The organism is Bythopirellula superficialaquae (assembly GCF_059632245.1).
Genome location: NZ_CP197426.1, coordinates 2,957,943 through 2,974,162, shown reverse-complemented (window position 1 = coordinate 2,974,162; position 16,220 = coordinate 2,957,943). Strand labels below are relative to the sequence as shown.

The window sequence follows — 16,220 nt, the reverse complement described above, 5'->3', positions numbered from 1 at the left end:
GCATTCCTGCATTTGTAGGATATGAGTCTGAGGTTATTCAGCTTTTTCAGCGTATGGATTATGCGCGACTGAATGAGATGGAACCGTATTTCGCGTCCTATCATCCCAGCTTATCATCTGGCCTAAACGCCATGATTCATTTGCCATGATAGCCGCGGCACCAGCAGCAGCAGCAAACTCAGCAGGGCAATTAAGCTCCTCTCCATTACGAAGATGGTTATGAAGGTTTGTATGATGTAAACTGACGTCTTCAGCACCTGATTTTTTGTACATAGCTAACTCTTTGTCATCCTTGTCCTTGGCGGTCCACCCCTCAGGCGTGAAATAGAGAGTACCTCGATATCCGCGTATTAAGTGTTCATTTGCAACGCGATTACTTTGAGTGCCCAGGACATAGACAGTCATGCCGCGAGGATACTCGCAAATCATTTCGAAGTTGTCAGGTAAGTCTCGATGATCCCTCCAATGCCAAATACCTCCCATACCAACAACTCGCCTTGGGTATAACAAATCACATGCTTTCATGATACGTGCTAGGCGATGCACTAATAAGTCTGTAGCGATCCCACCTGAGTATGCTGAGTAACATCGCCATTCAAAGTAATGATGGGGATTCCATTTTACCGGTGGAGCGGTACCCAACCAAGATTTCCAGTCCAGGTCTTCAGGCTTTGGCATGGCGTCTGTCACACTTGGATCGACAAACAACCCCTGTGCTCCATAACGTCTAACATATTCAGTCTGGGCATGAACGACCTTTCCAATGACGCCATCCCTAATTGCTTGACCTGCGGAAACATAACTATCATCAGACATTCCCTGAATTCCGACCTGAATTGGTAGCTGAGTTTCTTTCTGCTTGTCCAAAACTGCTATCGTCTCAGATATCGTATGGGTCAAGGGCTTTTCACAATAAACTGCCTTGCCCGAATCAAGTGCGTCAAGAGTCATCTGAGCATGCTGATGTTCGGGAGTGGCAATGGTAACATAATCGATATCAGGACGATCAAGCATCTGACGGTAATCCCGTAATACAAATGACCCGGTGAGTTCCGCGCCAACTCCCGCTCTTTTCTCCCAGCAATCTGCCACGGCTACAGCTTGAAGGTTGTTCTTAACTTTTAGATTGAGATAGGCCTTCATGTGATTGGTAGCCATACCCCCAGCGCCGATGAAACCTACTCTAATTCTGTCATTGGAACCGATAATACGCCCATAGCTAGAAGCAGTCCATGTAAGACCCGCCACTGCAGAAGAGGCCATCCACAAGAAACGACGGCGAGCCAGGGGCGGTTGCTGATGATAAGTTTTTGACATGTGACTTCTCTTTTGATAGCTCACTCTATAACACAAGTTGGTGAGTGAGCATCAGGATAGGCGGAACGAATCTGGAATAAAAAAAGAGAAACTCATATTTAGAAACAACAACTATTGCGATACGGGGATAATCGCGCAGACGGCTCCATTATGTAGCACACTCTCTACTGATTAACAGGACTCAGTTGTGATCATTTGCACAATATCCCCGTGTGTCTGCTAGCTCTATCCAGAAAACGGAATCGTGCCGGGTGATATAGACGTCTCAGAAGCACTCACTCTTCTACTAATTGATTAGGTTCAGACCAAATTATTTTCGCAACAAATACTGCGCCCTTGGCGCCACGGTCCCTTGCATCGTCATTCCAGATACCTTCAGCGACAGTAACCCAAGACTCGTTTTTATTAATCGGCGCAGCGCCAAAATTGCCTAATGTGGCACCTCGTTCGGGTATAAGAACTTTTTCAGTATCGCGTATGACTCTTAACCTGACAGGGTCGACTTGAGAGATGAATAATGGCGCGCGATGTCGGTAAATATGCTGATTATTATCAGCCTTTCGTGTATAAACTAGAAATAGGCCGCCACTGTGTGCAACCCAATGTTGTTGCGTATTCTCACAACCTAATTCCTGTCCATCGTCGAAAACCCAGGGCACAATTTCCTTATAATGCAAACCATCTTCACTGGTTGTCACATAGGCTTTTAAATCATTGCGAATCGTTTGATAATACTTGTTCTGAAATCTCACTAGTGAAGGCTCGTGAAGTCCTCGCTCAACATCTAGTTTGAGCAAATTCCCGTGCTCGATATACTTAAGCTCTCGGCCATCAAATGAACATCGCACTACAATTACGGAGAATTTTCCATCGCCAGGATACATAGGCCACAGAATCGTTCCATCAGGCTCGACTAACCATTGAGCAGCCCCACTGTGGGCGCGATCAAAGATAGGATCCGCCGGCAAGGTGAGTTCCTTCCAGCCAGTCCAATGACGGGTGTTTGAGTCGTAGATAGCATAAGCGGGCTGGTTCTGTCTTTCTCGATCGTTCGGTCTTGTGCCATCTTGGTTGTATCTTTCCTGTGAACCCATTGCCAAAAGTTTGCCAGTTGACGCGTGCCAGCCTGGTGTGACATCCAATACACAGTTGGTCACACCTGTCTCATCTTCTTTCAATGCAAACTCAAGCCTGGCTTCGGGCCCAGTCCAACTCGCACCGAGATCGTCCGTTCGCATGAAGCTGATGTCGGAGTAGTGATCGCTAACCTTCAAATGCTTTTGCATTGTCATGATCACGGCAGGATCGCCCCGGCCTTGTTTCGGAATTGCCGCGACGCGTGGGAGAAACCATAAAAACTTGCCATCATCATGTTCGAGAACAGTTTCAACTCGAGTCTCGAATTCAATTGGACGCACCTTACGATCGGTTTCGCGAGCTGCTGATATGTCCAACGCAAACAGCGTGAAGAACAATGTCACAACGCAATAAGAAATGGCCTTGATTCTACTCATGAAAAGTATTCCTCTATTCACGAACATTTGCATCAAGATGTAATTGATGCAATACATGTCTATCTGTCTCTGTCTGGTTGTCGAGTTGAATGCGCAAGAAGAATCTACTATGGCTTACTAGTTTAGCAGTTAGATCAAAATCAAATTTTCGTTGGTCAGATGGATCTTCTTGTGAAGACTTTGTTGCTGCGCTTTCTAATACAGAAACCCATGGGCCATCGATCTTGGTGCTAATTTCAACAGAGATAGGCACCTCTAAAATAGAATTGCTTACGACCACGTAGCCATGGACGTTCTCAAAACCTGCGTTCTTGGTATCAAATTGATAGATCAATGTGCCCTTCGAATCCGCATCCAATACTAAGCCGTATAGGCCATCCTTAAAGCCTTCTTTGTGCTTTGCATCGATAAAGGTTCGTCCTCCGAGATAGTAATCCTCAAAGTAGACAGAATCTTCAACACTGAAACCGGTGCCTTGTTCATGCTGTGATAGCAAGGTGCGTAACTGGGCCGGCAGATCTACTTCTGGTAAGCTAGATTCAAGCAAATGCGACCTACCCGGAGTCTGTAGGTCATGGAAGCGGGGGTCGTCTAGAACAGCGATGCTTCGTCGCAGTAATTGGAGTATCTCGTCGCGACTCGCAGAGTTCTTTTGCTTTGAATTTGCTCGCATGAGGTGTTCCGCGGAATAATAATTATCTGCTATCTGAAATCCTGCATACACAAAATCTAATCGCTGGCGATATACTTCCGCATGTCCCTCAATTAATGAGTGTGCTTCAATAAAACATTGACGCATTTTTGTGAGAACTTCAGGAGTGAATACAGGTATCAGCCATTGACGATATCTTAGTTGCTGAGGCCCTTTTTCGGCGGCTTCTTCCATGAGAGCGTAATAGCGTCTCATCGGGTTCGCAGCCGGTCCATAAAACTTGTGGCAAAATTCGTCTACCAATTCATCAACATCTATATCTTTGTTCCACAACAGTCGGGGAAACACTATGAAATTGAGATGCTCAGTTCCCCAGTTCTCATGCGTCTCAGAGTAGACGCCCACCACACCTTTGCTATGGTAATAGCGAATGTCGTTTTCGAGGGTGTGTACAACGGGCCAGAAACCCCAAGAAGTATGGCTTCCCCAATAGGTATGCATAATTATCGGACAATGAAATTGTCCCCAGTTGGAGAGTGTTTTTCCAACAATTGTATTATCACTTTGTCCATGAAATTGGTCACCACGCCAATGGACAATAGACGGAGCGCTATTTGATGCTGGTTTCTGAAGGTTTGGGAAAACATAGGAATGATAGTCTGCATAATAAGTGAACAGAGTATTAGGGAAATCGTCTCTCAAAGCATCCGCAAAGTAATTCGCATAGGCGATAATTCGGTCTTCTCCTTCAGAGAAGTCCTTTCCAGTTCCATCTGGTAGTTGACGCACAAATACTGCGCAGTTGTCACATTGGCAGAATTTATTTGCTTTCGTGTCGTTGGGGCTAATGCACACCAAATTTGGAGGATTACTCCCCATCGCCTTTTTCACAACATCCAGTGCGAATGCACGGCCTTCAGGATGTGTCAAGCACAACTGATCCGGAATCCGTTTGCCGTCTACGAGCGCAAACCAGTCAGGGTGTTTTGCGAAATATTCTGGCGGTATTAAATGACGATAGCTATGGCCGGAACCCCACGAACTCCACCCTCCTAAATGATTGCCTCGCCCCCATTCCCAAGCGGCCCACGTCGGATCTTCATCGATTCGCGTTGTTGTATGAAACAAACCACTTCGCAATTTGAAATCTGGACTGCGAAACTTGTGTTGAGCTTTGATGGCTAGAGATTCGCTATTAGGGATGACCGTGCCCCAATCGGCCGGAAAGTACCAACGACAGCCGAAATCCTCTAGCAGAAAATAGACCGCGTGAAGCGTCCCTATCGGGTCAACGCCCACAATATGCACATTACCCGCGCCATCTGTAACGACAAGTGACGATTCTGGGTCCGCTTTGCGCTGTTTCAATTCATCTAAATACTTCGCCGATTGACGAGTGTTGCCGATAAAGATGTGGCATGCAGATTCCGAACTTTGAGGTGACTGGCCCTCGTTGACAATCGGGATGTAGGCTTGAGAGATGGCTTGAACATACCACTGAAATCTCTCAGCAGCCATTTGTACTTCACTTGGAGAATTGGCAGGAATTACAATGTCCACAAGTGCTTGTTGCTTTGAGACGATGGGAAAATATTCGTCCGCTGAAGCAAACTGAAGTGCAAAACAAGTGGTGATACTCACCACGGCTCTTAACGACCATTTCCAGGCAGCTTCCTTATGAATGGCCATTCGGGCTCCCCTAATAATTCAGATAAATAAGCAAGCTTCTAAGGTCGACTAGAACTCCGTTCAATAGATGACTACCAGGCAAGGCGAACGTATTGAATATCGCGGCCTTCGGCATGTATACACCAGAAGCACACGAGAAGTGTGCCATCGTTTAACAAAGTCGCCGAGGGTTCGCCGAATGAGAAGTCCGTCCAAGACTCGAAGTCAGTGCCAAATCCATTTTGGGAAGGTTGGGGTGCAGACCAAGCAAGCTTCTTAGCGGAGGCAGCTATGGATTTTTCCGTTGGCTGAATCTCAGCAATTCTAACTCCAGCTGGCCGTAATTTTCGGTCGTTATAAACGAAAATCGCTTTGCCCTCGGGAAGCGACACCAACGCAGTGGCCTGCCCGAAAATAGAGGTTGAATGCGTCTCCGTCCAAGTCGAGCCTTCATCGTGGGAAATAGAATAGGCATTGGGCAGGTCTTCACCATCTGGATCATGATTGATGTGCCAACAGGTGCCGAGTAACCGACCGTCGCTCAACTGGATTACCCAGGCCTCTGCACCACCACTATTAACGTGATTAAAACGCATCATGCTTGTGTGCGACCATGTATTTCCTTGGTCATCACTAGTCAGCACTATTACTTGATTACGATCGACGCTTAGATTCTGGTCAAAAGTATTATAAGGTGCATAACAGCAGACCCAGCGTCCAGATCGGGTGATACACATGGGTCCAGGAGCCTCAGCACTGCCTGGAATAGGGAGAGGGATCAGTTGTGGTATTGCCCAAGTTATTCCATCGTCGAAGCTTCGTGACCAAATTAGTTCGTTTTGCTTGATTCCATTGTTCGAAGATTGCCAAAACAATTCGCCGGGCTTATCGATAGGGGTGCGAGAGCCATAGAAAAAGACGACTCCTTGATTGTCGCGACTAATCGACCCAAAAATCGACCACTCGCTTCCTAGTTCCGGCCAAATCAGTTCATGATCATTCCATGTACGACCTTCATCCGTAGACCTGCAGATCATAGGCTTAAAGTCATTAACGCCTAGTTCGCTTTGCACCATGAATGTACAGAGCAAGTCGCCGTTGTTTAGAAGGACGGATCTGGGGCCTGTTGCGACAGCCATGTTTTCATTATGGGAACAACGATAAACCAGTCCACTTTGAGATGCAGAATGTGCTTCTGGTAGACAACTTTCCAACATCAATTTCTTTCCTTGAACTATTCCGACAAACTCGAGCGGAAACTCTGCGGCTTGATCATTAAAGTCAAGCGTTGTTATCTGACATCCTGGAATCCAGCATTATTTTTGGTCGCGTAACTGTTGATCTTCCAGGTTGCGGAGTGTCTTTGTAAGTACTTCAGGCTCGACGCCAAAATTTTCAAGCGCAGTCGATGCAGCGACCTTACGATCGCATATATCAAGAGCGTTGTCTAAACCAGCAGACAAATGATTTCGCATGAGTTGTCGAGCTAACGCCGTGTCCTTGTTTTGTACCGCCAGCGAGATTGCAAAGTGTTCTTCGCATACGAGCTTCAGTGAAGTTGCCTCCCAAGATCCTTCTGCCCTACCAATCAGGCTGCTTAGCAGATGTTGGTCGGCGAGCAACTTTACAGCACGCAGGTTTCTACTTGCCTTCATGAGGGCTGCGTGAAACGAGAAGTCCGCGACTACGATACGACTAATACTCTCCGAGGTTACCGGCGAAGTATCGAATACCTGAAGCTCTTCACAACACTTTTGCAGCTCCGCTATCTCTCGCTCTGTGATTTGTCCGGCTGCCTCTGCAGCTGCTTCGCCTTCAATCCAAATTCTAAGTTGATAGATTTCCTGAATGTCTTTACGAGTCATCTCTTTTACAAATGTCCCCGCGCTATTTACGTGTTCCAATAAGCCTTCGCCAGTAAGCCTCATAACGGCCTCGCGCACTGGTCCACGACTTACTCCAAGTTCCTTGGACAAAGCGAGTTCTGAAATTCGAGTACCACTAGTGAGCTTTCCGCTTGCCACGCGTCTACGAAGCAACGAATAAACATCCCCGGCAATTAATGTCTTCAAAAGTATTCCTCCATCCTCCACGTTGCACTTTTCAATGCAACCGAAGGCCGCCACGCTGTTGACATGTGTTTACAGCACCAATTATACACAATTGAGTGCTAATTTGAAGCCCACCGCACAGTAATCTTTCGACCATTGGTTCTGACAAAATTCACGCCTCTGCCAAAAAGGATCTACTTTTTAGCACCCTCGGGAACAAAATATGGGCATAGACTTTAGAACTGGTGCTAATCAACTAAATCTATGTTGTATATCTGTCGCTTTTTGTTAGAGTTCACCGTGAATTCAAGTCCTGAGGTTTCTGGATTAGAGAAATGCTTTGGCAGTTCCATCGGATTGGCCTTCGCAGCAGCTAGCTGTTCCGGCGTTGCGCCAAAAAGAGGAGCTTTCATTAATGCGACAGAAACCCTATATGTCCCTGGAACAAGTCCTGGCGTATCGGTTAAGGTTTTTACTTCAAAAGTTCCATCTTCATTTATCTTAGTTCTAGCAGGCCGGCCATTCCCCCTGTCGACTGGGAAAAAAGAGATGCCACCGCCAACCAAGGCTTCACCGTTGTAGGTCACGCGTCCTGAGACCAATGTAGTGTTGAACGATTGGTCACTACAACCTTCGGACAATACGACAAGGCCAAGCAAAGCATGTGTCAGGTACTGATTAATAGAATTGCAGGCCGGTTTCATTTTTGAATTACGTTTCTAATGAGCGATTTCATGACGGGCATTTTATTTCCTTGCGGTTTTAGCGGCGACCGCAATAGCAGCCATAGCAAGCAGGATTACAGATGAGGGCTCAGGTATTGCATTAACAGCTGAGATTGGCGTTACTCCGTAGTTGGTTTGCCAGTCGGCCAGATTGCCAATGGTTGGATTACGTTGCCACAAGAGAAAGTCACGGCCATCGACGTCACCATCGAGATCAAAGTCGCCAGCGAGGCCCGATGAATCTAGCGCAATTCCTTCGAGGGAAGTGACTTCCCAGGCTAGGTTGGTTGCCGAAACGGCATAATAAAAAACACCGCCGCCGCTGAGGCCTGTATCTGTAAACCCTGTCGCAGTTTCGCCATCCAAGGTAGCGATAAGTGTCGCGGCACTTGTATTGGTAAACGGACTGGTGCTTCGATAGACAAACAGGCTGTCAGGTCGGATCGAGACATCATCCCAGTAGACTTGGTCGCCACCTCCTTGACGGTCGAGGTTCGTTCTAATTTTTTGGGAATCGGTTGGAAGTTCGGAAAAACCAACAGGGATCGTAAACGATGTGGTGTATTCCTCAAAACCACGGATTTCAAAGGGCTCATTGACGCTATCACCCACGTTGGTCACCGTGTGTACTTCACCTCCGACAGACCAGATAATTCGCGAAATATTATCGCCATCTTCTCCAGCCCAAACACTCGCGTTGTAAATCGCTCCTTCTTCGCTCACGACCGTGTCCTGAGCTACCGTCGGTCCAGCGCCGCCAGCTGAGATGAGACTCCGAGACCCACTGTGAGAAATAGTGGTACTGGTGTTGGAACTACCACCCCATGGACTATTTTCAAAGCCACCATTAACAATCAATTCGGTGCTACCCCAAGTGAGGGTGACTGCTTCAACTTCCGTTGTCGAAATCGTCGGCGCCAGCCAACTCCGCTGATCAGGTTGAATTTGAGCCGTGGGAGTTGGATCGTATGGAGGAGTGCTGGGATCAAACACCGGCCTAGCACCGATGTGTCCACCGTTTTGAGCACCTGTACGAATCGAGGCATTGTTGCTCGGGGTCAAGTACATAAAATGCGGATCGTCGGGATCAAGCGAGTGAAAGATTGGCGTGATACCAGTTTGCGTTCCTGGTCCCAACTCAGTCCATCCCGTTCTGCTACCAAAATTGTTGTTTGAGAGCACGCTGTAATCAATCGAGTTGCGGGGAGGAGCTACTCCTAAAGCCTCGTCTTGAAGAAGCTGGCCAGTAGTAGGGGCGCCCCGCAAGCCATATTGTTCGCTACCAACGACAAGTGTATTTTTGATTGTTACGCCAGGTTCGATCTCAGTAAATTTAATGCCGTCGCGACCGTTGCCATAAATAGTAACATTTTCGATAGCAACGGAGAGAGGTATAGTAGTGTTTCCTGTGGCAAAAAGTATTCCCCAATTTTCGTTAGATTGAATAATACTATTTCGAATGGTGGAATTTTCAATCGTTTGTGTTGCAAAATTTGGTTCGAAATCTATACCCGAGGCTGGGTATTTGCCATTCGTGTTGAGAATTACCGCATTATCTATTAAAAGATTTTTGGCACTAATAACGCTGATGCCTTGTCGAAGATTATTGCGAAGGACTACATCTTTGATTAGTACATCAGAGGAAAACTGCGTCGCGGAATTAGCCCCGATGTAAACTCCATCGCCTCCCGTGTCCTCAATTCTTAAACCTGTTATTTCGAACCCGCTCACGCTTCGTAACGCAATTCCCATCCGCCATTCGCCGTCGGGGTAGGGCGCCTGGAGATAGTCATCTTTTAACATGCGAAGCGTGGCTCCATAGCCGGTCATCTTGACGTTGCTTACCGCAGAGGCACTAAACAAGCTATCGCCCGTACCCATGAACTCGCCGGGCTTGGCCACGACATTAACGCCGGTGCCAAAAAGAATCTCCTGATTAGAATTGGTCAGCTGGATCGGTCGGACAATCCAATCAGTGCCCATATTGGGCACGTACACATTAGAACCAGAATTAATGGCAGCCTGTAAAGCCGCTGTGGCATCGGATGGATTATATCCAAATGTCGAAGCATCGATATATCCAGGAGGTGCTTGTGCTGCAAGTTCTAGGGGTTCAGCGACAAACAAGAATAGCAGGAAAGCACTAGCAGCAAATTGATAATGCATGCATAGCCTAGCTAAAAAATGATTTAACGAAATGTGCTTTTGAAAATCAATCTTCAAAGAAAGATTAAAGTGTTTGTGTCTCGATTCGGAATAAGGAGTCATGAGATCACCAGTATTTATTTTTTAAGCTGCGATTCAGCTTGTAAATTCAATCGACAAGAATAAAAAACTAAATAAATCTCAGTTCCTCGTCAATTTTCGACCGCAGCAACTTCACCATCATTGCGATATCCAAGACGCCCAAACGCCCAGAGATCAATTGCCTCACTTATAAAATGAACCGAGCCGTCTGCGAGTAGGAATGTTGCTCCCCCTGGATGATAACTTGAATATCCTTGTTGATAGTAAGCAAAGATTGCGACATCTCGATCAGCATTGATACCCCAGATGGTCGTTCCCAATGAATATGGTTCCATCCATGATTTAAATAGACCGAACGCTAGCTCACTTCCGTTGCTTTTGACATCGAGAATTTGCTCTCCAATAGCGAGTGTGTTCGAAGTGCCGTCAGTGATGTCCGCCGCTGAAATTCCTGGCCGCCGCATACAGAATACGCCTACGCAACTGTCGGGCTGACTTCCCATCCATGAGTTCGTTCCAATGCAATGGCAACTCAAATTATTTCCACAAAGTCCGCAACCTCCGTCTGGCCCTCCGCCTCCTGTTCCAACGCTTGCAGGACCAGCACTTCCGAAGTAATTAGAAGTACTTGTCGCACGAAGCACTGACGGAATAAGAGACCAGCCTACTCTGCCAAAAGGTAATATTTGATTGGAGATAGGATCACTGGGACATTGAAATGCACTGACTATCGTCGTATGTCCCAAGGCATTTGCGTAAGACGCTCTCCAGGGTTCCGTAGCACCTGCTGCATTGGTGAACTCAAGTGGAGAGATCCTGCCGATCATATCCTCATAGATGGAGCCTTGTTCCAGGTATTGCGCCAAGGAAACTCGCCAGTTCAGTGCACCATCTCCAGTACTACCAGGCAGCCTTCCGGTATCATAGCTACCGCCATAGGGGAACTCTTTGTTAGCACTGTGATAGTTGTGCAAGGCGACACCCTGCTGTTTGAGATTGTTGATACAGCTCATTCGCCGAGCCGACTCACGAGCTGACTGTACGGCAGGAAGCAAAAGCCCGACAAGAACGCCAATAATTGCAATCACTACCAGCAATTCAACGAGTGTGAAACCCGTTGCGTTGTCCAGAGGGATGCAGGTTTGGAATCGGCGGCGATCAGCATAGTTCATTTGAATGGCGCCTAAGTGTGGTGTGCGCAATCGCAATTTCTATCGCAATAAAACAAGAAGTGATCGTAGCTCAAGTATTCCTTAAAGATTAACTGTGGCAGTTACAGAAAGCCTAATCTTATTCAATTACCGTATTGATGTCACTGATTGTAAGAAGCAAACTGCCATACACTCTGCCCAAGTGCATGGCAGATGCTTCAGCGAACAACAAATTCTATATCAGTCTTCTTTGCCCAAATTGAGCAAAGCAAACGCCCAAGCATGCCATTAAGATCAAACTCGCAGGCTCTGGGACAGCAATCGCTGTACCTTCAAACGAGGTGATATTAACTCCGGCGTTTGTCGCTGAAACCGCGTAATAGAATACTCCACCACCGACGATTCCACTGTCGGTATATCCCGTTGCAGAATCGCCATCCAAAGTTGCAATAAGGGTTGCAGCACTGGTGTTTGTAAAAGGGCTGCTGCTACGATAAACGTAAAGACTGTCAGGACGAACTGAAATGTCATCCCAATAAACAGTACCAGTTCCACTTTGCCTGTTGAGATTAACTCGTATTTTTGTGCTTCCAGGGCCGAGCACAAACGAGTGGGTGTAGTTAACAAACCCATCAACTGCAATATCGTTAGTCAGATTCTTAACCTGAACATCGTTAACCGCAGCCTGTGCTGTGACGATAAAACGTGAGATGTTACCCCCACCTTCAGCACCCCATCCACTGAAATTGTAAGTGGCGCCAACGTCTCCGGTTACGTCGACGTCTTGCTGAACATTTCCAACTCCCTGTCCAAGTAGCGACTGCAGGCCACTGACTTTAAAGGCCGTTGTTGTGCTATTCAGCGCACCTGCCCAGTTATCAGTTTCAAAACCGCCATTTACGACCAATTCGGTACTCCCCCAAGAAAGCGTAATTGATTCAACTTCGCTATTAGTCGTTGTCGGTGAGAGCCAGCTTCGCTGGTCCGGTTGGATTTGTAGTGTGGCTGCACGCGTGGTGGACACCACTGCTAAAGCAATGCACAAAGAAATGATGTATTTCATTAGCCGAACCCCTTTTTCCCAAGAAAATTGCGAAAATCACTGGAGACCTGCTTTCGTGCAATCAGCACAAATCCAGCAACTTGAAATACCTCTTCAATTCCTTTTACCGACGATCCAAGGCAGCTAGGAGCCTCACGGCCTCGAGCCAGCATTTGTTAAGCCCCAGACGTGTTCACAGGTGTCTACACATGTTAGCCATGGATGTCGGCCGGAGCAATAGTTATGACGGCAATTTTCAAATTTCGAAGGAGAATCTGTTGATTCTTAGGCTGAATCTAGGGCGTTATTTCGAAGTGAGGAGAACCCGAGCATGACAAAGTCCCGCTATAGTGAAATCACATACATCCAACTCGGGCGTTCACAGGTCTGGCATTTGGAGAACACGCCAATTTTGTGGCAGGCTGTCTTGAAACACTTTCACAGAACGTTCGCTGACCGATGTATAAGGGGGAAGTAGGCGCAGAGGGAACTCCGGTAGATGTGACCGGATCAGAAGTTTATCGTACACCCCGTCCATATGACCTTGATCGCGTACAGCACGCAATATTGCTTCGAGTATCACATCAATATCCTTTCGCATGCGACTCAGTTCATTGCCACGAGCCTGAAAGAGCTTTATCGCCATTTGGAAATTTATTGCCGCCAAACTAATAAGAAGTCCACATTCGTATTGGTCCCGAATACTTGAAAATGCAGACTCGCCAACAAAGAGTTGCAATTCCGGAGCACTTCTCAGCATGTCGAGGCATGCCTCTTCGTCAGAGCCTCCATATTTAACCGCGACAAGGTTCGGGTAAGCCGCGGCGATTCTTGAGTAGTCTAATCCGGTCAAAATGCGTCGTGATCGCGGTAGATTGTAATGCAGAAATCGACACTCAGGAAAACGCCCACATGTCTCAAGAAAGAATACGTCTACCTCATGGTCGGTTAAGCTGCCCCAGCACGGAAACGATAGTTGGAAATCCTTAATCCCTAGCGATATGCAATATTCGATCCGTTTTTGAATTGTCCGCAGAGACAAAGAGATCAGACCCACCATAGGATTATTTTCAGGACCTTCCATCTCTGATCGAAAGATATAAGCGATCTGCTCAAATAGATCATCAGATACTGCATAGCCTTCACCAGCAGTTCCAAATATATAGAGTCGATTAGTTAGATGGTCACGTAGCAAGCGTATTTGCTTACGGAACAATAGTTCATCAAGGGTGTAGTCGGATCGCCACGGTAATACACATGTTGCCAATATGGCACTTGGATATCTTTTCATATTCTTTGGTCTCAAACTAAGCGTTGGCAATTAACTTGATGCTGGTTAGCAATCAGGTTTACTTAGCCTGAATATTGAATTTTCGCTAAGGCTTGCCATGTAACCTATTCCTACTTGCACTAACAAGCCGACCGGCATTGCCCAGAGGTGACTGATTCTTGGTACCCAAGTGATCAATTGTGACGCATCAAAAGTTATAGCAGAGACGACGATAATTCCTGCAACTGTTCCGACTAGGGTGCCCCGCGTAGTGGCTCGGGGGACAAACATTGCCATGAAGAATAATCCAAACAGTGGTGCAGCCAATAGATTTACAAACTTAAAACAGATATCCATTAAGTTTCCTTCCACTGCACCGACAAGAGAGCTCATGGACACCACCATAACCCCAAGAACAACTGATACGTACTTGGCAAGCCGCATGTGATCCGTGTCTGATTCCTTGTCATCTCGCTTTCTAAAGCGATCGAGAAAGTCAACTGTAATCACGGAACAAGAAGAATTGATTCCGGATGAAAGACTCGACATTGCTGCCGCCAAAAGCCCAACGATTACTAGTCCGCTGATCCCGGCTGGCAATTGTGTGACGATGAAGCGAGGCAACAATTGATCTGCATCCGCAACCATAGACTTGCCATCTGGTATGAAATGTGGGTGGGTCCGAAAGAATGCGAGAAGCGCAAGCCCTAGCAATCCCAGAACCAGATAGATTAGTACGGTTGATATTGTTGACGCAAAAAGCACAGAGCGAGCTGAAGCCGCATCTCTCGTGGCCAGATATCGTTGGATAGCCATTTGATCAGAGCCACATGTGCATATCCACCACGTAAATGTAGCGACAGATGCAGTAACAAACGAGGTGCGGAGACTCGTGTCCAGCCCCCAGCTAGGTTCCGGCCAATTTCTTGGCCATTCCGTCGGCCACCAACCGCTGATTCCTCCTAAAGTTGTTGAGACCACTACAAGTACTGCTATAGCGCCTCCAAAGAGAATGCACGATTGTATTACATCTGTCATAACAACAGCCTGAAGTCCACCCATCGTAGTATAAACTATCGTGATTAGACCAAGAATCGCACACACCTGGAGTGATGAAGATTTATCTAGGCCAAGAATAGGGATCAGAACAGTATTAGTTGTTGCGTAAAGAATCGCTGCCATCCAGAAAAGTCGGAGCGTCAGAAACAGAGATGACCCTAGCAGTCGTATGCTCAGTCCGAATCGGGTTTCAAGTATTTCATAAGCACTAAACGCTTGAATCTTCATGATCTGTGGAATTATGAACCAACCAACAATGATAATCACGAACGGCAGGGGAGCTACCGCACCCAGCAGCAAAGCAGGACCGTATTGAATAAGTTCTCCAGGTATGGAAAGAAAAGAGAGTGTGCTCAGTAGAGTCGCGAACAAGGAGAGGCCTACGCTTATGGGGTTCATATTCCGACCACCTAGCAGGTATTCCTCGGAAGTAGAAGTCCGACTCCCGTAGAACCATCCCACAACCAGCATTCCTAAGCCATATATTACGATCACTGTCCAGTCGAATGTGCCCAATCCATGCGGTTGTCGGCGATCAATACGTAAAATGGCAAAAGATGCCGCCATTCTAAGAGATGGATTTGTGCCCTCAAGGAGACCCACGAGCTGTGGCAAATCCTCATCTGTTCCGATTCGCGACAGGGCGATACATGCGGGCAATTTTTCTTGATCTGTTCCTTCGGACAAGATGTCGAGCAACTGATCATTAAAGAAGGCTCTGTCTTCATCATTGGAATGAATTGTTGCTAACGCAAGTAGATAAGAACGCACTCGGGAAGTAGGGCGTTCGTTTTGAAGTGATTCAGTAAGCTGACCTCTAATTGATTGAAGATCTCCGTCAAACAACAAAAGAGCTTGAACTGCCCTTAGTCGCACTTCCTCTTGGTTCGATTTAAGAAAGTCAGCTAAAGGAGTGATTTCTTTTTCAGGATTTGAGTTGGCGAGAATCCATTGAGAATAGACGGCCAACGTGCGATTTTTTGAGTTTGTAACTCGAATGATAAGATCGTGGTCTTCAGGTCTGGTCACATAGCCGAGCATGCCTAATGCCTGTGCTGCTTGCAGGCGATCAGAGGCCTGTTCATTAAGAAATACGTCGCGAATCTTCTCGATCCATTTCTCTTTCTGTTGCTCTTGTTCAGCACTAAGTGCCATCAAATGCCACAAATCAATCTGAGAAGAGTAGTTTTCTGTGGGCTTGGCTAGTTCTCGACGGGAGTTTTCAGAAACATCCAGTGGGTAGTCGAGCAGTAAAAGATAAATCGCTGCTTGAGTCTTATCCGCGCTTGTTCCACTGCGAAATACTTGCTTAAGAACGCCGATCGCTTGTTCTCTAACATCTTCCGACATTTTCGTCGGAAGGTCTTGTTCCAGTGCATTACAGTGAGGCGCGGTCACAAAAAAGATGCCAACTGCTAGCAATAAGGACTTGTGGGTGATCAATTTTTTATTCGAATAGAGAATCACATACCACCCATTTCAATTTGTGACATTTCAGTTTTAGAATTCATGGCTAGAAGGTTT

General features: G+C 46.8%; 11 protein-coding genes. All 11 read right to left on the bottom strand.

Features of this window, described 5'->3' with window-relative positions:
• Nucleotides 1–33: 33 nt before the first annotated feature.
• Entirely contained in the window at nt 34–1,317 is a 1,284-nt protein-coding gene (locus SH678x_RS12160; RefSeq protein ID WP_496918717.1) for a Gfo/Idh/MocA family protein, read from the bottom strand.
• 275 nt (nt 1,318–1,592) lie between these two features.
• Nucleotides 1,593–2,831, bottom strand: coding sequence for a sialidase family protein (locus SH678x_RS12155; protein WP_496918716.1), 1,239 nt, complete (start codon nt 2,829–2,831; stop codon nt 1,593–1,595).
• Between the two features lie 13 nt (nt 2,832–2,844).
• Entirely contained in the window at nt 2,845–5,172 is a 2,328-nt protein-coding gene (locus SH678x_RS12150; RefSeq protein WP_496918715.1) for a DUF4838 domain-containing protein, read from the bottom strand.
• A 71-nt stretch (nt 5,173–5,243) separates the two neighbouring features.
• The gene (locus tag SH678x_RS12145) at nt 5,244–6,368 is read right to left on the bottom strand and encodes a sialidase family protein (protein WP_496918714.1); all 1,125 of its coding nucleotides are present in this window, start codon (nt 6,366–6,368) and stop codon (nt 5,244–5,246) included.
• Nucleotides 6,369–6,467: 99 nt separating this feature from the next.
• On the bottom strand, nt 6,468–7,223 hold the full coding sequence (locus SH678x_RS12140; protein ID WP_496918713.1) for a GntR family transcriptional regulator: 756 nt from the start codon (nt 7,221–7,223) through the stop codon (nt 6,468–6,470).
• Nucleotides 7,224–7,450: 227 nt separating this feature from the next.
• A complete protein-coding gene (locus SH678x_RS12135) occupies nt 7,451–7,906 on the bottom strand; it encodes a carboxypeptidase-like regulatory domain-containing protein (RefSeq protein WP_496918712.1) in 456 nt (151 codons plus the stop codon).
• 42 nt (nt 7,907–7,948) lie between these two features.
• A complete protein-coding gene (locus SH678x_RS12130; protein ID WP_496918711.1) occupies nt 7,949–10,195 on the bottom strand; it encodes a right-handed parallel beta-helix repeat-containing protein in 2,247 nt (748 codons plus the stop codon).
• Between the two features lie 89 nt (nt 10,196–10,284).
• Nucleotides 10,285–11,346 carry a DUF1559 family PulG-like putative transporter gene (locus SH678x_RS12125; protein WP_496918710.1) on the bottom strand — a complete coding sequence of 354 codons (1,062 nt, stop codon included), beginning with the start codon at nt 11,344–11,346 and terminating at the stop codon, nt 10,285–10,287.
• A 214-nt stretch (nt 11,347–11,560) separates the two neighbouring features.
• Nucleotides 11,561–12,388: a hypothetical protein gene (locus tag SH678x_RS12120; protein WP_496918709.1), complete on the bottom strand. Its 828-nt coding sequence runs from the start codon at nt 12,386–12,388 to the stop codon at nt 11,561–11,563.
• A 358-nt stretch (nt 12,389–12,746) separates the two neighbouring features.
• Nucleotides 12,747–13,658: a beta/alpha barrel domain-containing protein gene (locus SH678x_RS12115; protein WP_496918708.1), complete on the bottom strand. Its 912-nt coding sequence runs from the start codon at nt 13,656–13,658 to the stop codon at nt 12,747–12,749.
• 45 nt (nt 13,659–13,703) lie between these two features.
• Nucleotides 13,704–16,163, bottom strand: coding sequence for a sodium:solute symporter family transporter (locus tag SH678x_RS12110; RefSeq protein ID WP_496918707.1), 2,460 nt, complete (start codon nt 16,161–16,163; stop codon nt 13,704–13,706).
• Nucleotides 16,164–16,220: the final 57 nt, after the last annotated feature.

What these genes read in the sequence shown, in the direction of transcription:
- SH678x_RS12150 (WP_496918715.1), bottom strand. Translation starts at nt 5,172, where the DNA reads ATGGCCATTCATAAGGAAGCTGCCTGGAAATGGTCGTTAAGAGCCGTG.
- SH678x_RS12160 (WP_496918717.1), bottom strand. Translation starts at nt 1,317, where the DNA reads ATGTCAAAAACTTATCATCAGCAACCGCCCCTGGCTCGCCGTCGTTTC.
- SH678x_RS12135 (WP_496918712.1), bottom strand. Translation starts at nt 7,906, where the DNA reads ATGAAACCGGCCTGCAATTCTATTAATCAGTACCTGACACATGCTTTG.
- SH678x_RS12155 (WP_496918716.1), bottom strand. Translation starts at nt 2,831, where the DNA reads ATGAGTAGAATCAAGGCCATTTCTTATTGCGTTGTGACATTGTTCTTC.
- SH678x_RS12125 (WP_496918710.1), bottom strand. Translation starts at nt 11,346, where the DNA reads ATGAACTATGCTGATCGCCGCCGATTCCAAACCTGCATCCCTCTGGAC.
- SH678x_RS12145 (WP_496918714.1), bottom strand. Translation starts at nt 6,368, where the DNA reads ATGTTGGAAAGTTGTCTACCAGAAGCACATTCTGCATCTCAAAGTGGA.
- SH678x_RS12120 (WP_496918709.1), bottom strand. Translation starts at nt 12,388, where the DNA reads ATGAAATACATCATTTCTTTGTGCATTGCTTTAGCAGTGGTGTCCACC.
- SH678x_RS12115 (WP_496918708.1), bottom strand. Translation starts at nt 13,658, where the DNA reads ATGAAAAGATATCCAAGTGCCATATTGGCAACATGTGTATTACCGTGG.
- SH678x_RS12130 (WP_496918711.1), bottom strand. Translation starts at nt 10,195, where the DNA reads ATGACTCCTTATTCCGAATCGAGACACAAACACTTTAATCTTTCTTTG.